The organism is Agarivorans sp. Toyoura001 (assembly GCF_005405585.1).
Classification (GTDB): Bacteria; Pseudomonadota; Gammaproteobacteria; order Enterobacterales; family Celerinatantimonadaceae; genus Agarivorans.
Genome location: NZ_BJEQ01000004.1, coordinates 65,968 through 91,944, shown reverse-complemented (window position 1 = coordinate 91,944; position 25,977 = coordinate 65,968). Strand labels below are relative to the sequence as shown.

Sequence of the window (25,977 nt, the reverse complement as noted above, 5' to 3'; positions counted from 1 at the left end):
ATATAGGCGCTAATATCACGTGCTTTATTTGGCTGTTTACTCCGCGTGGTTCAATCCTGCGCAAAGCTTACACATTCATAGATAACCTCGAGTTTGAACGAATGGTACAGCAGTCACCGCTATTCAATATTCTGAATACGCGATCCAATGTAGAGTTTTTATGAACACCTCTAAACAAATCAACCCACCCGTTTTTTACTCATCGTTAATTATTGCTTTAACGATTGCTCTATTTGCTGCGATCTTCCCTGATATCTCTGGCGCTAGCTTTAATCACATTCAAACCTGGCTAAGTACAAACGTAAGTTGGCTTTACGTATTGTCAGTCGCTATTTTCTTAATGTTTGTTGTATTTGTTATGGTAAGTCGGCTCGGCGATATTAAGTTAGGCCCCGACCACTCTGAACCTGACTACAGCAATGTATCTTGGTTTTCTATGTTGTTTTCCGCAGGAATGGGCATTGGTTTAATGTTCTTTGGTGTGGCCGAACCCGTGATGCACTACATGTCTCCGCCAGTGGGCGATGCCATAAGCATTGCCGCGGCGCAAGACGCCATGCGTATAACCTTCTTCCATTGGGGTTTGCATGCTTGGGGCATATACGCAGTAGTCGCTTTAGCATTGGCCTATTTTAGCTACCGCCATAAACTACCTTTACTGCCTCGCTCTGCCTTGTACCCACTGATTGGCGATAAAATTCATGGTTCTATTGGCCATGCTACCGATACTTTTGCGGTGGTAGGCACCCTATTTGGCGTAGCCACTTCATTAGGCTTTGGCGTTCAGCAGCTAAACGCTGGCCTACATTATCTATTTGGTTTACCGCAAACCGAATGGATACAATTGGTACTTGTCGTCGTGGTTATCGCCTTAGCCACGGTGTCGGTAGTGCTAGGTTTAGACGGCGGCATTAAGCGTTTATCTAACCTCAACATTATTCTGGCAGTCGCCCTGCTGGTTGCGGTATTAATCTTTGGCCCTACCGAGTTGTTATTGCAATCTTACGTGCAAAATACCGGCACCTATATGAGCGAGTTGGTGAACAGTACTTTCAACTTATACGCCTACGACCGTAAAGAAGATTGGATTGGCGGCTGGACCTTATTGTACTGGGGTTGGTGGGTATCTTGGTCTCCGTTTGTGGGAACCTTTATTGCGCGGGTTTCTCGCGGCCGCACCATTCGTGAATTTATAGTGGGCGTGCTATTTATTCCTACTGGTTTCACCTTTTTATGGATGACCGTATTTGGTAATACCGCCATTCATATGATTGCTGGAGACGCTGCTAGCTCATTAGCTTTAGCAGTGAACAATGATGTAGCCACTGCCATTTTTGTGTTCTTTGAACAGCTGCCACTATCGTCGTTATTATCGGCCATTGCGGTACTGCTTATTACCACCTTCTTTATTACCTCTGCAGATTCAGGTGCCTTGGTGATTGATACTATTACCGCTGGCGGTGAAACCAATACACCAGTATGGCAACGTATTTTCTGGACCTCAGTAATTGGTTTTATTGCCGCTGCATTGCTATTTGCTGGTGGGTTGTCGGCACTACAAACCTTAACCATTGCCTCGGCATTCCCGTTTATGTTTGTTTTATTGTGTTTCTGTTATGGCTTATTTAAAGCACTTAAACACGACTACATGCTGCAAAATAGTGTGCAAACCCACAATACTTCAGTGCAATTTTCAAAAGCCAATATCTCTTGGAAAGAACGCCTAGATTCGCTGTTGGTTCACCCGCTTAAGCCAGAAGCCGAAAACTTTGTAAGTGACGTAGTGCGCCCAGCACTTACCCAATTGGTAGAGCAATTTACCGAGAACGGGCTCAACGCTAAATTGATTGAAGACAGCGACAAGATTCGCTTAACGATTTACAAAGAAGAAGCGGAGAACTTTGCTTACGGGGTGCGTTTACGTCACTTTATGCTGCCAAGCTACGCCGATGAAAAGCACAACGATTACTACCGAGCCGAAGTGTTTTTACTGCAAGGCGGTCAGCAATATGACGTATTTGGCTATACCGAAGACCAAATTATTGCAGACGTTATTAGCCAGTATGAACGCCATTTGCACTTTTTATACTTGGCCAGCTCTGAGATTTTAGAGAAAGAAGAGAGCCCAATGCAACAAGCTCAGTATGAGGCGCAAAGCGCGAGCTAACATATGAAAATATTAAAAGCCGGATCTTTTGATCTGGCTTTTTTATTTAGCTCTAGGGGGAAGCCTAGTCTTCTAGCCATGCCAAGGCGGCCTGCTCGTCTTTAAATACTCGCACCTCACCAGCAATAAACCATTTACCTACTTTTGAGGCCCACTCAAGCCACTGCTGATGGCCTAATATGGCCATTTTTTCAAAGCTATGGCCATGTTTCAATCCCAGCTTTAAATCATCCCAGGCAGCGCGCATTTCCCAGCCTTCAAGCTCACTGGCATCAAAAAAACCGCGAATTTGAGGGTGTTTAACCTCGGCTAAAGCTGATTCAATAATCGGCGTGATAGTTTGATAATCTTGATGAGTAAGGGTGCCACAAGCTTTAAATGAGACCAACAAGCGCGTTTCTAGCCGCTCAATGCCCACTGTTATACCGTGTCTGCGAATAGTCATAAGTGCTTCCTTGTTAAGCTAAACTCGCACTACCAGTATGGTAAAGATTGGCGCACACTCAAGCCGAATTGCTCGGCATTAACAACAAGCAATAAAACCCGCGTTTAGGTTTGATGTTTAGCCGATTTAAATGCAAGATCCTTCAGATGAAAGATGAACCTCTACACATTCCACTGCCCTCGTTAATTCGTAGAATTGGCGGTAACAATGCCAAACTTGCCAAACAACTGGCAGACGCAAATAGCTGTGCAATAAAGCGTATTCGCCGCTCACGTAATTGGCAGCTAATAGGCTCGGAACAAGCCGCTATAAAACTCTTAAAAAGCTTAAGAGACTTGCAAAATGAAGGCATGCGCTACTTAGTGACTAAGCTAGATGAACAGCTCAAGGCTTTTCAAGAACAGCAAGAGCCTAAACGCGATAGGTTACTGCGTTTAGTGAGTGAGAAACCTAATATTACTTTAAGCGAACTCATCGAATTAACAGATTGTACGCTGGCAGAAGCAAGGCTAGCACGATTTGAATCGGAGCTATAACTTAGCGACAAAAAAAGCCATGACCAATTGTCATGGCTTTAGCTGTGAATCAATCAACCCTAGCTTTTAGTTAGCGAAAATTTATCCGCATTCCATTGCCAGTCACCCGCTTCACCGATACTCATAATACGAATAGTATGCTGGCCTTCGCTCAGCGTCACGCTGTCGCTAATCAGGTTAGCCACAAATTCATCCCAAGAGCCGTTATTGCTAATGACAGCCGTTGCTACTGATTGCCCATCGACTAAAACCTCAATGCCCGCATTAGGCATTGTTGTGCCAGCATCAATGCTTAAACGATAAACCCCAGCCTCATTAACGCTAATCACGTAGTCGGCATAATCACCGGTTTGATTGAAGTTAATCGCTGAACCACCATTAACGTTGTAGGTTTGGAAGCCATCATAAGCGCCTCCTGTTGCGCTAAAGCTTTCAGCTTCTATCTCTATGACTTGTTCATCGGGGGTTGGGTCGGTGCCGGGCTCAGTGCCACCACTATCACTAATGGGTGTAAACACTAGGTTGTCGGCGTTCCATTGCCACGCATTGGGTTCACCAACACTAATTAAGCGAATACTTTGTTCACCACTAGCGTCAATCAATAGATTATCTGCGATTACAAAGTCTTGAAAAGCATCCCAACCACCGGTGGCATTAATGCTAGTCACGCCCGCAGATTGACCATTAACAAGCAGCTCTACACCCGCATTAGCCATGGTGGTACCCGCTCGCAACGTCACCGTATAACTAGCCGCAGCCAACTCTACTGTATAGTCTGCATAGTCGCCAGTTTGATTAAAGTTGATACCTTGGCCGCCAGCAATGTCATACACCTCAAAACCACCATTGTCGCCTCCGGTTGCGACAAAGTTTTGAGCTTGCAGTGTCACTGCAACGGGATCTGTACCACCGTCACCTGGATCTGTGCCACCGTCACCTGGGTCTGTGCCGCCGTCACCTGGATCTGTGCCACCGTCACCTGGGTCTGTGCCACCATCACCTGGATCTGTTCCGCCATCACCAGGGTCTGTGCCGCCATCACCAGGGTCTGTGCCGCCATCACCAGGGTCTGTGCCGCCATCGCCTGGGTCAACATCCCCCTCTAATACTTGAGTAAAGTGCGCGCGGGCGCCATTCCACTGCCAACCAGAACTACCTGAACTCATCACTCGAACAGTATGAGTACCGGGTTCTACCTCAAACAAGCCTGCCAGATCAGTGCGTTTATTCACGTTCCAATTCCCTGAGGAAGCAATGTCACCGCTAAGAACTTCAACGCCATCAATGAATATCGTTACACCAATGCCGTTAGCAATGTCGGTGCCAGCAGAGACTCCTGCCATGTAAGTGCCACCACTGCCAAAATCAACGTCAAAGAAGTCTCCATAGTCGCCACGGGTATTAAAGGTAATTACGCCGTTGCCTACGCCCCAGCCAAACACGTTGTCGTTCTCAACCTCTTCCCCGTCTTTACCGGTTGCACCGTAGTTAACCAACTCCAAATCAAAACGCTTACCAATTTGCAAAATGTCTGCACTAACACTAATGCTCTTGCTTGGAAGGTCGGCATGGGAACCAGTGAAGGTGACACTACCAGCTGTTTTTGTTGTGACCATGCCAGAGCGATTAATATCAGCAATACTTGGGTCGCTAGACACCCAGTTCATTTGCTTATCGGTAACATTGCTTGGAGTGAATTGTGGAACTAAAACATAAGGAATATCACTTTGAATCTCGATATGGCTCTGCTTAGCCGCTATATCTTGCAAGGTGATCACTTCAGGCGAACCACTGACAGGGTTGCCCCATTTTTCACGATACGCTTCGCTACCGCCGTATTCTGCGGCTACACGGTTCTCACCGGGTTTTCCGTTTAAGCCGTCACCACTTTTAATGGTGGGATCCATAAAGTAACGACCACGCCAATTTTGCTCAGTTTGTTCGTTTGTCCACACTCTCACGTATTCAATCTGGTGAGCAAAATCTAGCTCATTGGCACTTGGCATACCAAACCAATCAGGCATGGTTTCGGTATCCAACAACAAGTACAGCGGTGTATGGTAGTAACGGTTTTTCATTGAGCGAATAGGCTTGCCGTCGAAGTACCAGATGATTTCCTCAGGTCCCCAGTAAAAACCGTAGACATGGAAATCATCAGCAAAATCGATGTCGGCTTTCCAGTGGCCACCGTTTTGATACGCCGTGTATTCATTGCCTTCTTCATTCACGTAAGACATTTCTTCGCCTTGGTGAATAAAGACCCACGAGTTCATATTGTAATAAGGAGCCCATTCTGAGCGTCGACCTGACTGCTCATAAACATCTAACTCCAATTTACTCTTAACGTGTCCCGGCTCGTTAAACTGCGATAAAAACTCCTTATCTTCTAAGGTTTCGGCATACAACCAGAAGCCACTAGAACCAATGCCCACTTTAGATTTAACTTCAAAATAACCATAACGAATAGGGTTTACGTTTTGCACACTGGCCGACGTCCAACCGTAATACCACTCATTCCAAAAACCGTGTGGCGTATAGGCTTCGTCGCTGCTAATGCTGAGGTGTAGTTTGCCGCCTTCTTGCTTAACATTTTTAGGCGCAAATACTGCTGGCGCTCTTCCACCCCAAATATGATTATTAGGTAACCATTTACCGGCTTCTTTGCCGATAAGGTTGTACTCATTAAACTGAGGGCTATCAAATTCATCACTAAGTTTTTCTACCATTGTCCAACCACCTTGGTTGGCTAAATCTGATAGCGGATAGTTTTGATGTTCAGGGCTAGTACGCTTAACTGCATCGGCAGGATCCCAAGGAGATAAGCCATTTCCGGGCACTTGTTCAGGCTCTTCATAAGCTTCTTCTGTCAATTGGCCGTCAGCATCGTAGTAGCTATCGGGGTATTGATGAAATGAGCCTTCCCAGGGGGTATAGATTGCGTTCACTGGTGTACTGCTAAATACCAGTGCCACAGCACTAGATACTGCGAGAGCAATTGGCGTCTTGGGCCATTTGGTAAACATGATCTTCGTCCTTAAATATCACCGCTGTATTGCGGCATAAATGATTAGTGCAAACTTACGCAGCACCGATTAGCTCACCACTAGGGTGAGATCAGTTAGCACTAAACCGGCCACCCAAATGGTGGTGACCAAAGAACGTATAAACTAGGAAAATCTATGCAAAAACAGTGAATAGCCACCGAAATTGAAAAGCTAGTTGACCTATTGCTTGTATATTTTTGTTTTTATTTGTGGTGTTGAAAACGCCGAACTCCTTTTTGAAAAGGCTATCAACGATCAACAGTGACCTTTTTACCAACAATTATTTATTTTATGAACAAAAATATTAATAACAATCAATCGAATAAAAATTCAAATATATTATTAAATTAGCAGTATATGTTTAACTTAAAGATTTTAAGGCCGTATCAGCAGTGTCAAATTCGCTACACGCTAAGCCAATTGCGGCCAAAGTCGCTCTACCTGCTGAAGCGTACTTGCGTAAGGTAAGTGCTCACAACGGCCAAACCCACTGAGTTGACGTAGCTTAAATTTGGTAGACCAAGGGCTGGTAATGCCGGTTAAGAAGCGGCAGGCCATAATCGGGCTTAGCTTGGCTTTGTTGCCAGTACTAAGGTGCAGGTGTAAAGCTTGTAAGTCACTCAGTATTTGCCCGTCGTTTAATGCAACGCTTGCGGTGGAATAAGCTAATTTAACCACTTGACCTCGGCACACGCTGCAATGGCCACATTGCTGGGGTGCATTGTTATCATCAAAATAACGCGCTAACTGGTAGCTTAAGCAGCTATCTAGCTCAAAAAAGCGGACGAGCTGAGCAATCCGTTTTATCTCTTTGGTTTGGGTATCATTAAAGTAAGCACTTAAACGGCTAGCTAATTCTGGCTCTGCTAAGGCTTGGGTATTCACTTGATACACTTCGGTAATTTTTTTGGTTTCCAGTTCAATTAGGCCCTGCTCCGCCAAATACTCTAAGGCGGCAACGACTCTTGAGCGCTCGGCTTGGTATTGCTGATACAGCGTATCAAAATTAAGGCTTCCCCAAATTTTCTTCATTTGGGTATGTTCAAAAATGGCTTGAATGAATTGCAAGCGCTCGCCAGAAAAGCGCGCTAATACGGCATTTTTGTCTTGTAAGAATTTGTATTTAAAATCGGCATAGTAAGCATATAAAGGTTTAACTAAACCTTGTATTTCTAACTGCACCAACAAGGTTTTTAAGGGTAATTGGCGAATATTGCTTAGGTTGCACAGGGTATTTATTTGTACTTCCCACTGCTGGTTTTGGCTTTCTTCTCGTATAGTGTTTAGCACACTCTCCACGCCGCTTAATTCTGGCGTATCACCATAAACAAAGTTCTCTACAGTGGTTAAGCCGTCTAAATTTGCTAGCGTTAAACACTGCGACAATTGCCCATCGCGCCCTGCCCGGCCAATCTCTTGGCTGTAATTCTCAATCGACTTCGGCAGATCATAATGCACCACAAAACGAATATTGCTTTTATCTACCCCCATGCCAAAGGCAATGGTAGCTACCACCACTTGCACCTTGTCATTCATAAAATCATTTTGAGTTTGCTGGCGCTGTTCGTTGGCAAAACCGGCATGGTAGGCCACCGCATTTATGCCTTGCTGTTGCAGGTGTTTAGCCACCTCTTCTGCGGTGTGCTGCAAGGTAACGTAAACAATCCCTGCCCCACTTTGCTGGTTAACAAATTGGCTTAAGGTTTGATGTCTGTCGGCACTGCTACAGGCTTGCACCGACAAATCTAAATTAGGACGATAGAAACCAGTTTGTACAATGTCTTGCTCATTAATCGCAAACCGCGCAGCCATATCTAACTTTACTTTTTTAGTGGCGGTGGCGGTTAACAGCAGCACCAGTGGAATATTAAGCTCTTGGCGATACTGTGGCAGCTTTAGGTAATCTGGTCGAAAGTTATGGCCCCACTCAGAAATACAGTGCGCTTCGTCAACCACCAACATCGACATAGGCACCGATTGAATAAACTGGCGAAAACGCTCATTTTTAAAACGCTCTACCGAGACCATTAAAATCTTGGTTTTACCGCTACGAATATCACTCATTACCTGCTTGCTTTGCTCTGGGCTTAGGGTTGAATCTAAACTGGCTGCGGCGATTCCTTTAGCTTGTAAAAACTCCAACTGATCTTTAATTAAAGCTAATAAAGGCGACACCACCAAAGTAAGGTGTGGTAGCTGTAAAGCGGTGAATTGGTAACACAAGGATTTACCAGAACCGGTGGGAAATATCGCTAAACACGAGCGCTGTTCCAGCAAACGTTCTACCACTGGGGCTTGCCCATGGCGGAAGCTTTCAAAGCCAAAGGTTTGTTGTAACTGGAATAATAAAGCGTCGCTCATGTTGTGTTTACTCGTTGAGTGTTTAAAAAGAAAATTTAGCTAAAAGCATCGTACAAAGCGTGCGCGGCTAAGCCAGTAAATACGCTAATAGCCACACTTAGCAAAGTGCCCAGCATAACGTATTCGGTGAGTTTACGGTCTGACTGCCCGGTTAAGTCACCAAACCTAAAGATTGATTTGGCCGCCACAATAAAACCAATGGCCGCAAACTGATGCAGCAACACACAGGTTACAACTAAGCTGCGCTCAACCATGCCAATTGCCTGGCCAGCCATAGGCAAATTTTGCTCTGGTTGATGGGTAATTGGGCTCCAACGCTGTAGAACTAACGCCAACAATTTAGAACTTGGGCTAAGTATCAGTAGATACGCTAAAGCAATAACTAAAGGGCCTGGTTCTAGTAGTTTTTGGCTTAACTCGTCTACCTGTTCCCATGACTGCGTTAACTCTACCACCAGCAACAATAACACCAGCATTTGCGCTAATTGTCGGCCTATAAAGTAGCGGCTTGTATCGGGTAAATACGCGCTCACGCCACCAATTAATATACTCGCCACCAGCAGCGCTGCGGTAGCTACCAGTAAAGACACACTGGCACCTATTAAAGCCCAAGCCAGCAATATAAATATCAAGCTTAGAACCAGTGCTCGGCCATATAAATTGGGCGCAGCAAATTTTAATTGCTGAATATTGCTAGCCCAGTTAGCAGGTATACAATAAAACTCAAACAAGACATAGGCCAAGCCGATGCTAAGAGCGAATTGTGCTAGCTGTTCCATAGTAAAACTCATCCATAAGTTGTTTAAAAAAGTGTTTGTACTCGTCTAGCAATTGATATTGCGACTGATTAAGCAGCTTAGTGGCATTTACCCGCGAACTGCTTAGTTGCTCGGCCAAGGCAGCATGGCTAGGCTCGGCCAATTGCCAATATAAGAATAAGGCCTTAGCCTGCCTAACGGTAAGTTCTTGTATTTGACGATCGGCAAACTTGGTTAACAAGGCAATACGCTGCACAAACTGCTCATTGTTATTAAAAATGCCTAAGTAATGGCGCTTTAAACTATCAAGCCCGCGCCCAGAAAGAATAAAAGCTTCGCCATTTGAGCGAGAAACATACTCCGCCAACGGGTCAATTTTACCAATACCAATGCCTATTCGCGCATCAAAATTTTGTGCATTACTGCCATAAGCTTTTAAACCTAAGCGAATGCTTAGCGCGCACTCTAGGGCATTGCGTGGGTCGTTTAGCACTAACTGAAAAGCATCACCCCGAAAAATCTCGTAGCGACACTGATATTGCTCACTCGCTTGCGCTAAGTGTTCACTTAAACGTTGTAAAACTTTGGCGAAGTCTTCGCTACTCAGCTCACTAGAGCCAACTAAGTCTCCGGTAAGCACTGCTACTTGTTGCATATTCAGGCCTGTATTTACTGATAGAACAAAAGTAACCCAAATTAGTTACTTAATCAAATGTAACCATTTAAAGTTACTTAAGCTTAAGTAACTCCGTTATTCAAAATTTCACGCTCGGTGATACTGACTTCAAACAGGTGATTTTTCTGGCAATCCATACACCAACAAACATCATACAAATACAGATAAATAACGCCGTAGCGAACTAACGAAAACAATCACTTAAGCTCTAAGTTAAACGCTGAGTAAACCTTTATACCAAAGCTTAGCCAACAAAAACCTACCACTACTCACACTGCTAGCCCAATAGTACAAAATACTCATCAAGCAAGGTTCACCTCCGTATTTGTATGACTAGTTCACAAAACAAGCATTTTTGTATTATAAAATTATCTTTTGCAATGAATAGCTGATTTTTTAATCACTAAGCTCGCTAACATTAAATTTCATAAGTTGATTATCAATTTTATGACAGGGCCATTTACTTAACAGAAGCAGGTAAGCAGTAGGTCTACAAATAGTGGGGCAAGCTAAGGATAAAACCGCTCGTCTTAGTTTACCTAAATGTACATTTACTTTAGCAACAAGGTTTTCCAATTAAGGATATTAGCGATGAAACCTATTGATAAACACGCTGCATCGAACAAGTTCCTGTTAAACAACAACACCCTGAAAAAATCAGTGTGCTTTGTTGTTCTAGCGCTATCTTCTTCGTTAGCAACTGCTGCAACGTTCAACATGCAAAAAAATGAAACGGGCTACTCTATAGACGGAAACGGCGGTGCTGTTGAAGGACAGCAGCTTTACCTATGGACAACCAAAACCACCAATACCAACCAAAACTGGGTGCAAATTAGCCATGGTGATGGTTACTACTCCTATAAAAAAGAAGGCACCAGCCTTTGTTGGGACGGTGGTTCTGGCGGTGCAAAAAATCAAGCCGTTACATTAGAAGCATGTGACGCAAGCAACTATGACCAACACTGGAAAAAAGTAAAAGTCACCAGTGGTACCGAAATCTACCGTATCGAAAAACGTAATGCTCCGGGCTTTTCTATTGATGGTAATAGCGGTGGGGCTTTACGCCAATCACTCTACCTTTGGAACTCAAGTAGCAGCAATGTTAACCAGCAATGGGAACTCACCAGAACCGATGATACATCTGGTGGCGGCAGCGGCGGTGGTGACTACAACTTAGATGCCTCTAAAGCACCTTCTGCAAATTTTGATTTATTGGATTGGTACTTAAGCATTCCAAAAGATGAGGGTGATGGTTACGCCACCTCGATAAAAGAAGTTGAGCTAGCTGCCAGTTACGAAGATGCCTATTTTTATACCGGTAGTGATGGCGGCATGGTGTTTTACACGCCGGTTAAAGGGGTCACCACCTCAAGCGGCACAAAGTATGTACGCACCGAATTGCGTGAAATGTTGCGCCGCGGAAATACCTCGTATTCTACCAGCGGAAAAGACAACAACTGGGCGTTTTCAAGCATACCAAGCAGCAGCCAAAGCGCTTTTGGCGGCATTGACGGCGTACTAGACGCAACCCTTGCGGTAAATCACGTGACCACAACAAGCTCAAACAACGAGCAAGTGGGGCGAATTGTGATTGGGCAAATTCATGCAGAAGGGAACGAACCTATCCGCCTTTACTACCACAAACTACCGGGTAACAGTAATGGTGCTATTTACTTTGCCCACGAAACGTCGAAATCAGACGGTGGTAACGAAACGTGGTACAACCTACTAGGCAGCATGGTGAGTTCAAACGGTGATTTAAACAGCACCTCTAACCCATCAAACGGTATCGCCTTGAACGAAGAGTTCTCTTATACCATTACGGTGAATGGCGACTCACTTACTGCCAAGATCAGCCAAAATGGCAGCCAACTCGCCAGCAAAACGATCAACATGTCTGGCAGTGGATATGATGATTCCAGCAACTACATGTACTTTAAAGCCGGCATCTACCTGCAAGACAACAGCAGTAACGATAGTGACTACGCAAAAGTAACGTTCTATAAATTGACCAATACTCACGATAACTACAACCCATAAGTTGAGCTTTCAGAGTATCTAACAAGCAGACAAAGGCCGCTAGTTAAGCGGCCTTTTTTATGTTTTAAAAACAACAAATTGTAGATGACTAGGTTTAGCTAAGGTAATGGATAGCTCGCTTATGCCCTTCTATGTGTTAGCTATAGAGTAAAAGCTTTCGCCTGCGGCGACGTCATTTTTCTTTGACGAGCAAAGAAAAACGAAGCAAAAAGAAAACTCGCCCTGCATCTTCTTAGATCCTCCGTTGCGCATTCACAAGGGAGTTGAAGTAACTCGCTATGCTCAAACAGACTTCAACTCTGCTCCCTTGTTCATTTGCGCGACTCGGCGAAGATAATGGGATTTAAAAGCACAGTCTTGGCTGTCGAATGTATGAAATGTTTTTGCCCCATTACGAGTTGCCGCTCCCAAAACACTACTCTTAATAAAGCTATGCAACCCTCAATTTTCTATTTTTGGACGAAGCTCTGTATTTATACACATGCGAACTGTGATTCCTTCTTTCCGCAAAGGCTTGCATTCTTTCGTGCTGATGCTTTTGTTATTTTTCGAGCTAGGTGGCTGATGCAGCTTAGGAAAAGTGATACCTTGGTCTTTTAAAATGTATGATAAGTTGTTATGTGAGAAAAGGATTAATCAGTGATCGTTGAATTTGGCTTAGTAAAAAAACCTCAAGATGTAGTTCTGAGTGGTAATTTATACATTACAGCAGAAGAAAGGTTTCAAGAAACAAAAGTAGCTGATATTTGGCATAAACTAGACGGAAGTGATGCTCATCTTAAATATACTATTCATGAAAATAAAATGGATTGGGTATTTCTAATGCCAGTACATGAATCTGATGGCTGGGAAGTCGTAGAAATGAATGAGTATTTTCTTCAATTTAAATGCAAGTCAATCACATAACAAACCAAAGCAGTTCATGCCCGCTTTTCCCGCTAGCGCGGCGGGCATTGGACTCGTAAACTCGCCACTGTTTAGGGGCGTTATATTTACCAGAGGGTTTATGTTATTTCCTAAAATTCTCTTTAAATACCGCAAGTTCGACAAAGGGTGTTTGGAGTTATTACTTAACCGTGAGCTATGGTTTGCTACCCCAGCTTCACTGAACGATCCGTTTGAGGGTGAAGCATCATTCAATGAAGTATTGAATGCAGTTTGGGAACACTACCCATTTCCTTCGTCGCAACGCGAGAAGTACAAGAGAAAGATCGAAGAACAACTTGCCAAAACTGGTATCTGCTCATTTAGCAAAGCTCGTAAAAACCAGCTCATGTGGTCTCACTATGCTGATGAACACAGAGGGGTATGTATTGGCTTTAAGGAGCATATTTTAAGGCCAGAAGGTTCATCAATCGCACCAATAGATGTGACTTACCAAGACGAGTATCCTTTTGAAGAGATTATCGAGCGCTTCAAGTACTTCGAACAGCTCCCTGGAGAGAATAACGTAGATAGTGTCGCTGGCGATATTCTTTACTCAATTCTGGGCACCAAGTATTCGAGTTGGCGCTATGAGCGAGAACGCAGGCTTGTGTTCTATAGATCCGAAGCAAAGCAATTCGATCCAGAAGCAGTTAATTCTATCGCCTTTGGGCTTCGAATGGAGGCTCGAGATAAATCGACGTTAAGAGAGATGATATCCGGTACAGAATGGTCCCACGTGAAGTGGTATCAAGCAGTTAAGTCGAAAACAAAATATGCTTTGGACTTCGAAAGAATATAACAATGCAAGTCACTAACTCGTCGCTACGCTCCTCGGAGACAAAGGCCACGACACGGCAAGCCGCTGTCCTTTGCCCGTGCTTGCGGCGTTAATGTCTAAGCTGATTCACTTATGACCAGATACATGCCTAAACAGGCTTAACTCGCAGCTGCCAAACGCATGACCGGTTTATCATTAATCGGTAAATGAATCAGTGCAGCGATAAAAGCCAGTGCTACAGTTGACCACCAGATAGGTTCGTAAGAACCGTAGTAATCATAAATACGCCCGCCTGCCCAGGCGCCCAGAAAACTGCCTACCTGATGGGTAAAAAATACTAAACCGTATAAGGTAGAGAGATACCGTGCACCAAACATTTGTCTCACCAATCCAGAGGTTAATGGCACTGTACCCAACCAACAAAAGCCAATTGCCCCACCAAAAATAGCCGCGCTGCTCTCGGTAACCGGTAGGGTGACAAATCCGGCGATGACTAGGGTTCGCATTAGGTACAAGGCCGACATAACATGGCGCTTACTAAACCTATCGCCCATTACGCCCCAGAAATACGAACCAAAAATATTGAAGATACCCACATAGGCTAAAGCCATTGCCCCGGTGGTTGCGCTTAAATTTTTATCGGCCAAGTAGCTCGGTAAGTGCGTAGCAATAAACATCACATGAAAACCACACACAAAAAAGCCCGCGTGAATCAGCCAATAGCCTTTATGAGAAAACGCCTCTGATAAGGACTCTTTTAGCGTTTGCTTGTCGTCTAATACAGTTTGATTGTCAGTGCTAGGTTTTGCCGTTTTCATGAACATGGCAAAGGCAATCATTACTGCACATAACAAGGCAAAGCCTTGAAGTGCTCCCTGCCAGCCTACTTGGCTCATCATTAGTTGGGCACCTGGTATCATTGCAAACATACCAAAAGAGCCTGCAGCGGTGGTTAACCCAAAGGCTTTGGCGGCATGTTTGGCCGGTACTACCTTAGCCACTGCGCCTAATACAATCACATAACTGGTGGCGCTTAGCCCCGCCCCAACTAATACCCCTAGCGACAAATACAGCATGCTTGGTTCAGCTGCGATAGAGCTTAAATACAGGCCTAAAGCGTAAGCAATAGCACCTAAAATAATCACTCTTTTAGCGCCCCATTTGTCGGCAGCCATGCCCACAAAGGGCTGAAATACGCCAAACAGTAAATTTTGCAGCGCAATAGCAAAACTAAAGAACTCTCTACCCAGTTGAAAGTGCTCAGACACTGGCATCATAAATATGCCAAAAGACTGCCTAATACCTAGGCATATCACCAGAATGCCAATGCCAAGCCAAACTAGAATGGGAAATCGAAAAATACTCATTGTGCCTTCTTACTTACTTTAATGATGTTGATGATGAGAGTGATGGTGGCTGCTATGCATGCCTTCATCATTCATTTGGTGGCAACCGCTATTCATAGCTTGCTCGGCCAACAGCTTTAATAAGCTTGGCGAGTGATGTACCAGCAGCAAAGACAAACTCAATAAGGTGAGTATTCTTAATACTTGAGCAAGGGTAGATTGCGAAAACATGGGCGTTATTAGTTACAAACAATAAAAAGAAGCGCGGAGTGTAAGGAAGTCGATGACATGTTCCAAATGAATTTTTGTCACTTAAGTTATGCAGTGAGCGCATAGTTTATTTGTTAGGCAGCGTTTGTGTATTTCGCCCTATAAAACAACGCTGAAATAAACGCTAAGCAAAACCAAAAAGCCAGCGAGTATTCGCTGGCTTGTTAGTGTATACGTGTCAGGTAGGGGCGCTTACATGGGTTTGTCTAAGCTAAAACTAAAGCGAGTGCCCTCGCCTAAGGTTGACTCAACACTAATAGAAGACCGATGCAATTGCACAATTCGCTTAGCAATTGCCAAACCTAAACCCCCGTGCGAACTTTTATCTTTCGCGCGATTAGCCGCGCGATAGTGGGCGTCAAAAATATGCGGTAAGTCATCGGCGGGTATACCGGTGCCGGTATCACTCACGGTAATTAACAGTTTGTCACTTTGCTGTGCTGGACTAATTAGCACCTTAATTTCATCTCCATCACTACAATGGCGAATCGAGTTTTCCAGTAAGTTAGTAAATACCCGCTCAATGCGTTGAATATCAGCACACGCGAGCAGCGATGGGTCTTGCGGGTCCACACGCATGCTTACGTTCTTTTTATGAGCCGCTAACTCGAGCTTTTGAATGACATCTTGTGCCAGCTCTGCAATGGCCACTGGCTCTTCGTTAATGGTGGCGGAGTCACTGTCGAGGTGAGCGAGTTCAAATAGCTGTTCCACCAAACTAGAGGTTTTACGGGCGCTACTCAATGCCACTTTAATCAATTGCTCGCCTTCTTCGGCCGACAAATCTTTATGTTTTAATTGCCAAGTTTCTAAATAGCCCTGCAGCGATGCAAGTGGTGTACGTAAATCGTGAGATACATAAGAAATAAGCTCGCGGCGCAATTGATCGGTATCTTTTACCTTTTGGTATTGGCCTTTAATGGTGGTGGCCATATCGCTAAATGCCGCCCCCAACTTTTGTACTTCGTCGTGTGAGTTATCTTGCCAATGCCCCGCTATGTTCGAGCTTTGTTCCAAACCCACATGCTGGAATTGATCGATATCTTTAGCCAAGCGGCGCAAGGGTTTGGTGAGCAAACCAAATATAAGAAATACCACCAGCAAACTAAATCCAAGGATGAACAGTAAGCCCAGCATGCTCAGCTTCATTATGTGGCTGCCCTGCAATAGCTCGGCCACGCTATCGTATATCTCACCACCAATAATGATGTACAAGTAACCTTTAACTTTGCTTCCTTCATGAATTTCGGCCACCGAAAAAATCTTTCGTCGGCTGCTGGAGCGCGGGTCGTCTCCAATAATCGGCATGGCGCTGTCGCCATTAATAAAGTGACGGATCGGTTTTAAGGCTACTTGCTTACGTTTAATTTTACTGGGATCTGCTGAGTAGGTCACCACGTTGCCGCTGGTGTCGAGAATATAAAACTCAAAGCTAGGGCCAAGAATCATCATTGAATGAAAAGCTTGTTTAATTGCTTTGGGGTCAAGCTGCCCGTCTTTGAATAACTGGCTGTCGTGCACCAAATGTTCGGCCAATTGTAGGTGCAGCTTCTGCTCAATTTCATTTTGGTATTGCTGCGAGCTTTGGTGAGCCAAACCTAACAACAGGCCACCGGCAAGGATAAAGCACACTACTACCGCCAGCATTAGTTTGCTGTAAAAAGAACTAATAAATTTAAACATCATTAAACTTGTACCCTACTCCCCACACGGTGAGCACATATTCAGGATTAGACGGATCGCTTTCTAATTTAGTGCGTAAGCGGTTGATATGAGAGTTCACCGTATGTTCGTATCCACTGTGTTTATATCCCCACACTTGGTCAAGCAGCTGTGCGCGACTAAATACCAAACCGGGTGACTTGGCTAAGTGATGCAGTAAATCAAACTCGGTAGAGGTAAGTTCAACGGCTTGGTCGCGCACCGACACTAAGCGGCGGGCGACATCGATAGTTAAATCTTTCCATTGCATCACACTGGGTGCAGGCTGGTTTTGACTTTGAATCAACATATCTACTCGGCGCAACATGGCTTTAACCCGCGCTTGTAGCTCCCGTACACTAAAGGGTTTGGTGAGGTAGTCGTCTGCGCCCATTTCTAAACCCACCACACGGTCGGCTTCAGAGTCTCGAGCGGTAAGCATTAAAATTGGGGTGTTTTGTTGTTGCGCGCGCAGTTGGCGGCAAATATCTAGGCCATCCATGCCGGGCAACATTAAGTCGAGAACGATTAAATCAAAGTTGTCTTGGCTGGCTTTGGCAAAACCTTCCGAACCGTTTTCACAACTTTCTACCTGATACATCATGTCACTCAGGTTCATGGTGATCAGGTTATTAATATCGTGGTCGTCTTCAATGACCAGGATCCGAGGGGACATACAGGCTCCTTTCCTTGTATTTATAGACAGACCAAATAGTTACGCCCGCACCGCAGCACGGGCGTAATAACAAACAGTATTAGTTGGTACGAGTAATGACTACGCGCCCAACAGTGCCTGAGATTCGATGATCAGGCAGCAATACTGACATTGCGTCGTCGGCTTGGGTTACTAGACCGGGATGGCGAGAAACTTTGTTCATCGTATCATCTCGGGCTGCGTTAAAGCCTTCGCCGCCGTCTGCTGGGCCAGGAATAGAACCCATTGCTTCACTGTTTGCTTCCGTGCCAGCATCGTAAGCGGGTAGCGTGTAACTCATGCTGTCGCCTACCATTAAGCCTGAAACATCAATAGCATTCAAACCAGTAAACGCATCATTTGTGTTTACCATCATGCTTGCTAGGGATAATTTCATCTCAGTGCGATCTTCAGCACTAATCATTAGTTTTTCGTAATTACCTGGGCCAATAGCCCCTGCACCTAGTACTGCAACGTTAGTATCGGTAAACATCGCCGCTAAGTCGGCAGCGTTTCCGCCTTCAGCCATGGTTTCTAAGGGTACACTCGCAGATAAACCTACCGACCACAAACTCATCGTAGCACCGTGTATACCTACCACTACTGGTGATAAAGGTTGTGCCGCGGTGTCGTTGTACACGGTGACTTCAAAGTCTAGTGTATCGGGTGGCAATACAACAATGGTGTCATCATCACTGCCACATGCACTTAGTCCTGCCGCCATTACCGCTACGGCCAAGGCTCTCTTTGCAAAACTTGAGATAGCCATAGATCCTCCTTAATTACTTAACGGTAACAACTACTTTAGCCACTGGGTTTAACCAACGGTGAATGCGGCTATCTAAATCGCTCATGCCGCCAGCTGCGTCTTGGTCACCTACGTTACCAGGGTGAATATGAATTTTAGTATTAGCTGAAGCGGTTGCTACGCCGCTACCACCAGTACCTCCGTTCATGCCGGGGTTAGCTGGAATACCTGGAACACCAGACATACCACCACCGTTTACAATTTCATCGTTGGCTTCGGTACCAGCGTCATAACCATTCATGTAGAAGGTATAAGTGCCGGCTTCGCTCGGAATTTCCCAGCTATCTTTACCCACAAAACCATCGTTAGTTGGCAATAACATTGCCACGATACTGAGGTGAGTATTACTGCCAGTGTCTAAATCACTAACCATTGCGTATTCAGTTGGGGCAAGTAAGCCACCAGCAGGGTTAGCCGATGAAACAGCAGATATACCGTCGGCAATGGTTTGTAGACCAGAGATATCGCCACCTTCAGCCATTGCTTGCAGAGCTGAAGAGGCGGTTTGGCCTACTTCGAACAAATGTGCGTCAGAGGTATGTGCAGTAACTAATAGCGGTGTGTAATAGATACCTTGGGTAAGGTTAGTGATTTTAACGTCTACCACTGCGGCTTGGCTTAATGTACTTACAGCAATCAATGGCATTGCTAACAACGATGACTTGAGATCCATGGTTCGCTCCTTTTGCGGTCCTTATTTAACAGTCAAATCCAGTATAAGAAGCACATGTCCCAACCAATTCACAGAGTTATCACTTTTTCATCACAGAATACATTTTCAATTTAAATCAAATAGTTAAGACTAAAACTTAATTAAAAATATTCCTTTTATAACGGTACAGATAAATATCTACTGACTTAAACAGCAATAATGAATACCACTTTAGTGGTATTCATTGCACCACTTTGGTCGTTACTCGGCACCAAAGTGGGTGAATAATCTGCGTACTCTCCAATCCCAAAGCAAACAACAGCCTACAAAAATACGCTAAGCCATTGTTATTAAACAATTAGCTAAATAGTTATTCATACAGATGATCTTAGGCTCATTCGTTGCAACGATAGAAATATAGATTCATTCGTTTCATTTAAATTTAATCCGCTAAGGAAGCCCTATGTTTACTTTAAAAAAATTGATTGCTAGCGCCGCTATCCTAGTCTGCGCCCTAACCAGCACCGTAAGTCAAGCCGACCAACTATCAACACTTATGGAACGCGGTGTACTAAAAGTGGCGGTACCTCAGGATTTCCCTCCTTTTGGCTCTGTGGGCAGTGACCTACAACCGATGGGTTATGACATTGATATGGCGCGTTATTTAGCCGAACAACTGGATGTAAAGCTGGAGCTAGTGCCGGTGACCAGCGCCAACCGCATCCCTTACTTACAAACACGTAAGGTAGATTTGGTAATTTCTAGCCTTGGTAAAAACCCAGAGCGCGAAAAAGCCATCGACTTTAGTGAAGCCTACGCGCCTTTTTTCTTAGGGGTATTTGGTGCTGAAGACGTAACGGTAAGCTCAGCCCAAGAACTTGCAGGCAAAACCATAGGCGTAACCCGTGGCGCTGTTGAAGATATTGAGTTAAGTAAACTGGTCGACAACACCACGACCATTAAGCGCTTTGAAGATAACAACACCACCCTTTCTGCTTACCTATCTGGCCAAGTTGAACTGATTGCTACCGGTAACTTGGTCGCCACTGAAATCGCCAAGCGCGTGCCTACCCGCAAGCCTGAAACCAAGTTTTTACTTAAAAACTCACCTTGTTATGTTGGTGTACTTAAAGGCGAGCAAGCTTTAGTAGACAAAGTGAACGGCTTAATTGCCCAAGCGAAAAGCAGTGGTGAGCTAGAGCGCCTATCACTGGCCTGGTTTAAAACCTCGTTGCCTAAAGAACTATAAGACAAGGAGCGCATAATGAGCTACCAACTGGACTTTAGCGGCCTACTGCCCTACTTACCCGAGCTCGCCAAAGGTTTATTAACCACCGCCGAGCTAACCGTGTATTCCACCTTTGCAGGAATACTGCTTGGCACTGCAGGTGCGGCAGGGAGAATAAGTAACAAAGCTTGGTTGCGGTGGCTGATTAGCGCCTATGTAGAAGTGATTCGAAATACCCCCTTTATTGTGCAGTTATTCTTTATCTTTTTTGGCCTGCCAGCGCTAGGGCTTAAACTTAGCGCATGGCAAGCAGGCTGTTTGGCGATGGTAATAAACCTTGGCGCTTACCTCACCGAAATTATTCGCGCGGGGATTGAAGCCACACCAAAAGGCCAATGGGAAGCGGGTAAAACCTTAGGGTTAAGTCACTGGCACATTTTTAGTCGCATCGTACTTCCTACCGCTATTCAAAGAATTTATCCTGCGCTAGTAAGCCAATGCATCATAGTCATGCTGGGCTCTGCCGTGGTATCGCAGATATCGGTAGAAGAGCTCACCTTTTCTGCCAACTTTATACAATCGCGCAATTTTCTCAGCTTTGAATCCTATTTAGTGACGGCACTGATTTACTTATTGCTCGCCATTGCCATGCGCCAGTTGTTCGAGTTAAGCGCTAGGCGTTTATTTAAAAACCCGGTCTTGTAGGAGCCAATGTTTATGATGCAATTTACTGATTGGGACATTTTACGCAACCTGCTACTCGCCGCTCGCTGGACCATATTGCTGTCCCTTGTCGCCTTTGCTAGCGGCGGCTTAGTCGCGCTAATGCTTACCTTTATGCGCATTAGCAACAACCCTGTTTTAGCCGCACTGGTAAAGGGTTATGTGGAGCTGTTTCAGGGCACGCCTTTATTAATGCAGCTGTTTATTATCTTTTTTGGGTTATCGCTAATAGGTTTAGATGTTAGCGCTTGGACCGCTGCCATTATTGGCTTAACCCTATTCACCAGTGCCTTCTTATGTGAAATATGGCGCGGTTGTATAGAGTCCTTACCCAAAGGGCATTGGGAGGCTGCTAGAACCTTAGGTCTAAGCTTTTTTCAAACTATGCGTTACATCATTTTGCCGCAGGCATTAAAAGTTGCTATTGCCCCCACCGTGGGGTTTTCAGTGCAAGTAGTAAAAGGCACCGCACTTACGTCAATCATCGGCTTTGTAGAGTTAACCAAGGCTGGCACCATGTTAAACAATGCCACCTTCCAACCCTTTAAAGTATTTGCCTTAGTGGCTGTACTGTACTTTTTATTGTGTTTCCCGCTGTCGCTGTACAGCAAGCATTTGGAGAAGAAACTCAATGTCACTGGTTAGTATCGAAAACATTCATAAATATTATGGCCAACACCACGTATTAAAAGGTATAGATCTAAAAATAAAAGCGGGCGAAGTTATCTCTATCATCGGCCGCAGTGGTTCGGGTAAAAGCACTTTATTACGCTGTGTGAACGGCTTAGAGCCTTTTCAAAGCGGTGCGATAATTGTAGATAAACAAGCCGTAAGTGAAGATGAAAAACAGCTTAGGCAACTGAGCCGCAGTGTAGGCATGGTGTTTCAAAACTTTAATTTATTCCCCCATATGACAGCCGGCGAAAATATTATGTTGGCCCCCAAATTAGTACTGGGGAAAAACAAGCAAGAATGCCTAACGCTAGCCAAAGAAGTACTCGAAAAAGTGGGTTTAGCGGACAAGTTTGATCAATACCCCACCAGTATGTCTGGCGGACAGCAGCAGCGGGTAGCCATTGCGCGCTCGTTAGCTATGTCGCCCAAAGTATTGCTGTGTGACGAAATTACCTCGGCCTTAGATCCTGAACTGGTGGGCGAAGTGCTTAAGGTGCTTGAGCAACTGGCCGCCGATGGCATGACCTTAATATTGGTGACCCACGAAATGAATTTTGCCCGCGATGTAGGCGATAGAGTGGTGTTTATGCATCAAGGAAAAGTGTGGGAAACCGGTGACAGCAAACAGGTTTTTGCTCAGCCGCAAACCACAGAATTACAAAGCTTTATCTCAGCAGTACTCTAAGCTTTAGCAAACCAATCTCGTAAAAGGAATGAATCATTTATGACTACATCGGCCTGTGCGTTTAACCAACGTATTGTTGAACACTATTCGCAACTTTCTGCTAAAGCGCGTTTAGTGGCCGACTATTTACAGCATCATCCCGATAAAGTGTTGATTCAATCTACCGCAGAAATTGCCAATGCTTGCCAAGTCTCTAAAGCTAGTGTTAGCCGTTTTTTTCGCCAGCTAGATTACCAAGATCACCAACAAGTATGTGACGAGCTTAGACAAGAGCGCGAATGGGGCCAGCCGCTACTCACCAGTGAGCCCAGTGATACTAGCGAACATAGTGATTTAGCGGCCATTAGCCAGGTGTTCAAGCAGCTAGAACAAATGGATTGCGAGGCGCTAGTGCAGCAAATCGGCCAAGCCAAGCGTGTCACCATTATTGGTTACCGCAACAGCTTTCCGCTGGCCATGCACTTTCGTCAGCAGCTAATGCAATGCCGTAAGCAGGTACATTTACTGCCTATTCCCGGACAAAGTATTGGTGAAGAACTAGTGCAGTTTGACGATAAAGATTTGGTGATTCTGATTGGCATTCGCCGCCGTCCTAAAATATTTTCAGCGCTCATTGACCAATTAGAGCACCTTAATTGTTTGCTGATCACCGACCAAAGCGGCCAATGCTATCGCTCTAAAGTAAAACACTTGCTAGTGTGCCCAATGAGCAACCATTCGCCCCTAGACAGTTACGCAGCCCCCATGAGTTTACTCGCCCATTTAAGCAATAAGGTCTACGATTATTTGGCACACTCGGCGCACACTCATAGCCACCAAATCAGTAACAATTATCAATTATTAGACGAACTAGAACCACACAACTAACAGCCTGTTGTTCCCTATTCCCTGACACAAAACAGAGAGAAACAGTAAACAGCAATGAAACAATTGAACCAAAATCTTAAATTAAGAGCCAGTTAGCTCATAAAAAAACGCCACCGTATAACCACATAAAACTCGATAAATAAGGATACACATGAGCCAAGTAATGATTGCCGAGCAGCCAGCCAATGCCCCCGCATTTAGTCAGCAGTTTATTAACCTAGCCGACCAACGTTTAGGCAGTAAAGTGGTAGCGGTAAGTGATGATTTTTTTGCGGCTGCTGATCGTATGCTTAACCACCTGCCGGCCGAATTTTATCCCGATAAATACGATGATAATGGTAAATGGATGGATGGCTGGGAAAGCCGTCGCCGCCGCGACTCAGGCCACGATTGGAGCATTGTTAAACTTGGCGTAGCTGGCAGCGTTAAAGGCTTACAAATAGACACCAGTTTTTTCACCGGTAACTATGCGCCCGCAATAAGTATTGAGGTTTGCCATTGCGAAAGTGATTTACCGGCAAGCGATACCCAGTGGCAAGCACTAGTGCCGGCCAGCGCCTTAAGTGCCGACAACAGCCACTTTTTTGAAGTAAGCACCGAGCAAGCCATTAGCCACGTGAGAGTAAATATTTTCCCTGATGGCGGTATCGCAAGGCTTAGAATATTTGGTCAACCTGCTGCCACCGCGAACAGTGACCAACGCATTGATTTAATCGCCCTTAAAAATGGTGGCCGAGTGGTTGGTTTTAACGATGCCCACTACGGCACACCAAGCAACTTATTAGCACCAGGCAAAGGGGTAAACATGGGAGATGGCTGGGAAACCCGCCGCCGCCGCGAACCGGGCAACGACTGGTGTATTATCGCGCTAGGCCAAGCAGGTAGTGTTGAAGACATCGATATTGCGACCACTCACTTTAAAGGTAACTTTCCCGATAAACTGTCTATTCAAGCCGCCAATATCAGCGACCCTAACGATTTGAGTTTAATCAGCCAGAGTATGTTTTGGGAAGAGTTACTGGCGCCCCAGACTTTAAGTGCCGACAACGATCATCACTTTAGCGAATTAAATCCCTTAGGTACTATTAGCCATATTCGGATAAACATTTTCCCCGATGGTGGGATTAGCCGAGTACGACTTTGGGGCAAAGTAAAAGGTAATAATTAATGTTGGAGCTAACACTCGAACCGCTCACCAAAGCGGCTTTTGCTGCTTTTGGTGACGTGATAGAAACCAAGAACACAGAGCACTTTGCGATAAATGGCGGCTCTACCCAGCGTTATCACGATTTAGCTAAATTGCAGCACAGCGGCAGCCACTCAGCAATGATTTGCTCTATCTTTCGTGGTCAAGCATTTGAGCTGCCACTCACTATTTCGATGATGGAGCACCACCCCTTTGGTAGCCAGTTATTTATGCCGTTATCTGCTCGCCCCTATGTGGTTGTGGTGGCCAGTGCTGGAGCACTCAAAGAACAACACATTCGCGCTTTTTTAGCTCAAGGTAATCAAGGGGTAAATTACCATAGTGGAGTTTGGCATCACCCTCTTATCAGCTTGCAGCAAACCAGTGACTTTTTAGTTATTGACCGCAGCGGCAAAGAAGCTAACTGCGTTGAAAAAACCTTAAGTGCGGCGATACGTTTAATCGCTTAGCTTAATTAAGGTGCTTGGCCAAAAAATCATACACCATGCGCAAGCGCCTACTGGTATTGAGCTCACGATGTACCACCAACCAAGACGGCGTAGCAAAGGCGGGTAAATCCGCAAAAGCGCGCTCAACTAAGGGCTCCTTGTCTCCTACGTTCTCCAGCATAAAGCCTATGCCTAAACCTTGTTTAACCAACTCCCATTGCACAAGGTGATTACTCACCGACACCGGAAAGTTGCTTTGCTCAAGCGCAAAGCCGGATTTACTTAACTCGTCGATTAATTCATCACTTTTACTAAAACCCAAAAAATCCGCCTTAGCTAAACTTGTTATCGTACGCGGCTGGGGCCACTGCTGAAGATAAGCCCGCGCAGCGTACATATGCACATTAATATCTTTGAGCTTACGCGCAATCAGTTCAAGCTCTTTGGGTTGATAGGCGCGAATGGCAATATCAGCTTCTCGTCGCAATAAATCACTGCTGTCATTACTGGCAATGATTTCTACACGGATACCTGGAGCATGATCTCGCAACTTAGCAATAATTGGCGGTAAAATGTAAGCTGCGACCGCTTCCGATGCTGAAATACACACATCGCCCTCAATCGCTTCTGCGCGACCAGATGCAGATAACGACAAACTGTTCGCCGCATCGCCCATCGCCTTTACGTGTGCCAGCAGCTCCAGCCCACTGCCAGTAAGTTGTAAGCGCCCACTCACCCTTTCAAACAGCGACACACCCAGCTCTTGCTCTAAGGCGCTAACTTGCCGCCCAAGTGTAGGTTGCGTCATATTCAAAGCTCGCGCCGCAGCCGACAAAGAGCCCTCTTCTGCAGTCACCAAGAAGGCTCTTGCCCGATTCCAATCAAAGTTTATTGAACGCCAATCCATTCGAATATGCATACCTAAGATACATAAAACTACATTGTTATAGCTTTATTGCAT

24 protein-coding genes are annotated in these 25,977 nt (G+C 45.1%); 12 read left to right on the top strand and 12 right to left on the bottom strand.

All coding sequences use genetic code 11. From position 1 onward, the window contains the following. Positions 1-160: 160 nt before the first annotated feature. Entirely contained in the window at positions 161-2,167 is a 2,007-nt protein-coding gene (locus FFR00_RS07160) for a BCCT family transporter (RefSeq protein ID WP_137672708.1), read from the top strand. 64 nt (positions 2,168-2,231) lie between these two features. Here FFR00_RS07160 and FFR00_RS07155 read toward each other — a convergent pair whose 3' ends face one another. Then, complete coding sequence (locus tag FFR00_RS07155) at positions 2,232-2,612, bottom strand: STAS/SEC14 domain-containing protein (protein WP_137672707.1); 381 nt, start codon at positions 2,610-2,612, stop codon at positions 2,232-2,234. A gap of 146 nt (positions 2,613-2,758) precedes the next feature. Here FFR00_RS07155 and FFR00_RS07150 point away from each other — a divergent pair, with 146 nt between their 5' ends. Next, positions 2,759-3,148, top strand: coding sequence for a ribosome recycling factor family protein (locus FFR00_RS07150; RefSeq protein WP_137672706.1), 390 nt, complete (start codon positions 2,759-2,761; stop codon positions 3,146-3,148). 59 nt (positions 3,149-3,207) lie between these two features. Here FFR00_RS07150 and FFR00_RS07145 read toward each other — a convergent pair whose 3' ends face one another. From FFR00_RS07145 to FFR00_RS07130, 4 genes are all read right to left on the bottom strand, one after another. Next, positions 3,208-6,171 (bottom strand): carbohydrate-binding protein, encoded by a 2,964-nt coding sequence (locus tag FFR00_RS07145; protein WP_137672705.1) that lies wholly within the window; start codon positions 6,169-6,171, stop codon positions 3,208-3,210. A gap of 432 nt (positions 6,172-6,603) precedes the next feature. Then, entirely contained in the window at positions 6,604-8,553 is a 1,950-nt protein-coding gene (locus FFR00_RS07140) for an ATP-dependent DNA helicase RecQ (protein ID WP_137672704.1), read from the bottom strand. A 35-nt stretch (positions 8,554-8,588) separates the two neighbouring features. Next, positions 8,589-9,332, bottom strand: a complete 744-nt coding sequence (locus tag FFR00_RS07135) for a DUF3307 domain-containing protein (RefSeq protein WP_161985117.1) — start codon at positions 9,330-9,332, stop codon at positions 8,589-8,591. Next, the gene (locus FFR00_RS07130) at positions 9,304-9,966 is read right to left on the bottom strand and encodes a hypothetical protein (RefSeq protein WP_137672702.1); all 663 of its coding nucleotides are present in this window, start codon (positions 9,964-9,966) and stop codon (positions 9,304-9,306) included. The genes FFR00_RS07135 and FFR00_RS07130 overlap by 29 nt, the downstream gene beginning before the upstream one ends. Before the next feature lie 612 nt (positions 9,967-10,578). Between FFR00_RS07130 and FFR00_RS07125 the strand changes: the two genes are divergently transcribed. The 3 genes from FFR00_RS07125 (at position 10,579) to FFR00_RS07115 (ending at position 13,753) form a co-directional block, all read left to right on the top strand. Next, the gene (locus tag FFR00_RS07125) at positions 10,579-12,027 is read left to right on the top strand and encodes a polysaccharide lyase family 7 protein (protein WP_235836173.1); all 1,449 of its coding nucleotides are present in this window, start codon (positions 10,579-10,581) and stop codon (positions 12,025-12,027) included. 639 nt (positions 12,028-12,666) lie between these two features. Beyond that, positions 12,667-12,933: a hypothetical protein gene (locus FFR00_RS07120; RefSeq protein ID WP_137672701.1), complete on the top strand. Its 267-nt coding sequence runs from the start codon at positions 12,667-12,669 to the stop codon at positions 12,931-12,933. Beyond that, positions 12,893-13,753: a DUF2971 domain-containing protein gene (locus tag FFR00_RS07115; RefSeq protein ID WP_137672700.1), complete on the top strand. Its 861-nt coding sequence runs from the start codon at positions 12,893-12,895 to the stop codon at positions 13,751-13,753. Before FFR00_RS07120 ends, FFR00_RS07115 begins: the two co-directional genes overlap by 41 nt. Positions 13,754-13,890: 137 nt before the next feature. Here the strand turns inward: FFR00_RS07115 and FFR00_RS07110 are convergent, their stop codons facing one another. From FFR00_RS07110 to FFR00_RS07085, 6 genes are all read right to left on the bottom strand, one after another. Beyond that, on the bottom strand, positions 13,891-15,099 hold the full coding sequence (locus FFR00_RS07110) for an MFS transporter (protein WP_137672699.1): 1,209 nt from the start codon (positions 15,097-15,099) through the stop codon (positions 13,891-13,893). An 18-nt stretch (positions 15,100-15,117) separates the two neighbouring features. Continuing rightward, on the bottom strand, positions 15,118-15,309 hold the full coding sequence (locus FFR00_RS07105; protein WP_137672698.1) for a hypothetical protein: 192 nt from the start codon (positions 15,307-15,309) through the stop codon (positions 15,118-15,120). 231 nt (positions 15,310-15,540) lie between these two features. After that, complete coding sequence (locus tag FFR00_RS07100) at positions 15,541-17,034, bottom strand: HAMP domain-containing sensor histidine kinase (RefSeq protein ID WP_137672697.1); 1,494 nt, start codon at positions 17,032-17,034, stop codon at positions 15,541-15,543. Then, positions 17,024-17,725 carry a response regulator transcription factor gene (locus FFR00_RS07095; protein ID WP_137672696.1) on the bottom strand — a complete coding sequence of 234 codons (702 nt, stop codon included), beginning with the start codon at positions 17,723-17,725 and terminating at the stop codon, positions 17,024-17,026. The genes FFR00_RS07100 and FFR00_RS07095 overlap by 11 nt, the downstream gene beginning before the upstream one ends. A 79-nt stretch (positions 17,726-17,804) precedes the next feature. After that, the gene (locus FFR00_RS07090) at positions 17,805-18,512 is read right to left on the bottom strand and encodes a spondin domain-containing protein (RefSeq protein WP_137672695.1); all 708 of its coding nucleotides are present in this window, start codon (positions 18,510-18,512) and stop codon (positions 17,805-17,807) included. 13 nt (positions 18,513-18,525) lie between these two features. Next, positions 18,526-19,224 (bottom strand): spondin domain-containing protein, encoded by a 699-nt coding sequence (locus FFR00_RS07085; protein WP_137672694.1) that lies wholly within the window; start codon positions 19,222-19,224, stop codon positions 18,526-18,528. A gap of 442 nt (positions 19,225-19,666) precedes the next feature. On the opposite strand from FFR00_RS07085, the gene FFR00_RS07080 reads away from it, so the two are divergent. From FFR00_RS07080 to FFR00_RS07050, 7 genes are all read left to right on the top strand, one after another. Continuing rightward, positions 19,667-20,452, top strand: coding sequence for a transporter substrate-binding domain-containing protein (locus FFR00_RS07080; RefSeq protein WP_137672693.1), 786 nt, complete (start codon positions 19,667-19,669; stop codon positions 20,450-20,452). 15 nt (positions 20,453-20,467) lie between these two features. Then, positions 20,468-21,136 carry an amino acid ABC transporter permease gene (locus tag FFR00_RS07075; RefSeq protein WP_137672692.1) on the top strand — a complete coding sequence of 223 codons (669 nt, stop codon included), beginning with the start codon at positions 20,468-20,470 and terminating at the stop codon, positions 21,134-21,136. A gap of 12 nt (positions 21,137-21,148) precedes the next feature. Beyond that, a complete protein-coding gene (locus FFR00_RS07070) occupies positions 21,149-21,799 on the top strand; it encodes an amino acid ABC transporter permease (RefSeq protein WP_137672691.1) in 651 nt (216 codons plus the stop codon). Further along, positions 21,786-22,514, top strand: a complete 729-nt coding sequence (locus FFR00_RS07065) for an amino acid ABC transporter ATP-binding protein (protein WP_137672690.1) — start codon at positions 21,786-21,788, stop codon at positions 22,512-22,514. Before FFR00_RS07070 ends, FFR00_RS07065 begins: the two co-directional genes overlap by 14 nt. 39 nt (positions 22,515-22,553) lie before the next feature. Then, a complete protein-coding gene (locus FFR00_RS07060; protein ID WP_137672689.1) occupies positions 22,554-23,381 on the top strand; it encodes a MurR/RpiR family transcriptional regulator in 828 nt (275 codons plus the stop codon). 151 nt (positions 23,382-23,532) lie between these two features. Beyond that, positions 23,533-24,549 (top strand): allantoicase, encoded by a 1,017-nt coding sequence (gene alc / locus FFR00_RS07055; protein ID WP_137672688.1) that lies wholly within the window; start codon positions 23,533-23,535, stop codon positions 24,547-24,549. Beyond that, entirely contained in the window at positions 24,549-25,037 is a 489-nt protein-coding gene (locus tag FFR00_RS07050; RefSeq protein WP_137672687.1) for an ureidoglycolate lyase, read from the top strand. The genes alc and FFR00_RS07050 overlap by 1 nt, the downstream gene beginning before the upstream one ends. A 1-nt stretch (position 25,038) precedes the next feature. On the opposite strand, the gene FFR00_RS07045 is transcribed toward FFR00_RS07050, so the two are convergent. After that, complete coding sequence (locus FFR00_RS07045) at positions 25,039-25,923, bottom strand: LysR family transcriptional regulator (protein WP_174235935.1); 885 nt, start codon at positions 25,921-25,923, stop codon at positions 25,039-25,041. Between the last annotated feature and the right edge of the window lie 54 nt (positions 25,924-25,977).

Excerpts from the sequence above, each read along its gene's own strand:
- FFR00_RS07150 (WP_137672706.1), top strand. The coding sequence starts at position 2,759 with ATGAAAGATGAACCTCTACACATTCCACTGCCCTCGTTAATTCGTAGA.
- alc (WP_137672688.1), top strand. The coding sequence starts at position 23,533 with ATGAGCCAAGTAATGATTGCCGAGCAGCCAGCCAATGCCCCCGCATTT.
- FFR00_RS07095 (WP_137672696.1), bottom strand. The coding sequence starts at position 17,725 with ATGTCCCCTCGGATCCTGGTCATTGAAGACGACCACGATATTAATAAC.
- FFR00_RS07110 (WP_137672699.1), bottom strand. The coding sequence starts at position 15,099 with ATGAGTATTTTTCGATTTCCCATTCTAGTTTGGCTTGGCATTGGCATT.
- FFR00_RS07090 (WP_137672695.1), bottom strand. The coding sequence starts at position 18,512 with ATGGCTATCTCAAGTTTTGCAAAGAGAGCCTTGGCCGTAGCGGTAATG.
- FFR00_RS07115 (WP_137672700.1), top strand. The coding sequence starts at position 12,893 with ATGAGTATTTTCTTCAATTTAAATGCAAGTCAATCACATAACAAACCA.
- FFR00_RS07085 (WP_137672694.1), bottom strand. The coding sequence starts at position 19,224 with ATGGATCTCAAGTCATCGTTGTTAGCAATGCCATTGATTGCTGTAAGT.
- FFR00_RS07100 (WP_137672697.1), bottom strand. The coding sequence starts at position 17,034 with ATGATGTTTAAATTTATTAGTTCTTTTTACAGCAAACTAATGCTGGCG.
- FFR00_RS07130 (WP_137672702.1), bottom strand. The coding sequence starts at position 9,966 with ATGCAACAAGTAGCAGTGCTTACCGGAGACTTAGTTGGCTCTAGTGAG.
- FFR00_RS07060 (WP_137672689.1), top strand. The coding sequence starts at position 22,554 with ATGACTACATCGGCCTGTGCGTTTAACCAACGTATTGTTGAACACTAT.
- FFR00_RS07145 (WP_137672705.1), bottom strand. The coding sequence starts at position 6,171 with ATGTTTACCAAATGGCCCAAGACGCCAATTGCTCTCGCAGTATCTAGT.
- FFR00_RS07160 (WP_137672708.1), top strand. The coding sequence starts at position 161 with ATGAACACCTCTAAACAAATCAACCCACCCGTTTTTTACTCATCGTTA.
- FFR00_RS07070 (WP_137672691.1), top strand. The coding sequence starts at position 21,149 with ATGATGCAATTTACTGATTGGGACATTTTACGCAACCTGCTACTCGCC.
- FFR00_RS07080 (WP_137672693.1), top strand. The coding sequence starts at position 19,667 with ATGTTTACTTTAAAAAAATTGATTGCTAGCGCCGCTATCCTAGTCTGC.
- FFR00_RS07135 (WP_161985117.1), bottom strand. The coding sequence starts at position 9,332 with ATGGAACAGCTAGCACAATTCGCTCTTAGCATCGGCTTGGCCTATGTC.
- FFR00_RS07065 (WP_137672690.1), top strand. The coding sequence starts at position 21,786 with ATGTCACTGGTTAGTATCGAAAACATTCATAAATATTATGGCCAACAC.
- FFR00_RS07075 (WP_137672692.1), top strand. The coding sequence starts at position 20,468 with ATGAGCTACCAACTGGACTTTAGCGGCCTACTGCCCTACTTACCCGAG.
- FFR00_RS07155 (WP_137672707.1), bottom strand. The coding sequence starts at position 2,612 with ATGACTATTCGCAGACACGGTATAACAGTGGGCATTGAGCGGCTAGAA.
- FFR00_RS07050 (WP_137672687.1), top strand. The coding sequence starts at position 24,549 with ATGTTGGAGCTAACACTCGAACCGCTCACCAAAGCGGCTTTTGCTGCT.
- FFR00_RS07140 (WP_137672704.1), bottom strand. The coding sequence starts at position 8,553 with ATGAGCGACGCTTTATTATTCCAGTTACAACAAACCTTTGGCTTTGAA.
- FFR00_RS07125 (WP_235836173.1), top strand. The coding sequence starts at position 10,579 with ATGAAACCTATTGATAAACACGCTGCATCGAACAAGTTCCTGTTAAAC.
- FFR00_RS07105 (WP_137672698.1), bottom strand. The coding sequence starts at position 15,309 with ATGTTTTCGCAATCTACCCTTGCTCAAGTATTAAGAATACTCACCTTA.
- FFR00_RS07045 (WP_174235935.1), bottom strand. The coding sequence starts at position 25,923 with ATGGATTGGCGTTCAATAAACTTTGATTGGAATCGGGCAAGAGCCTTC.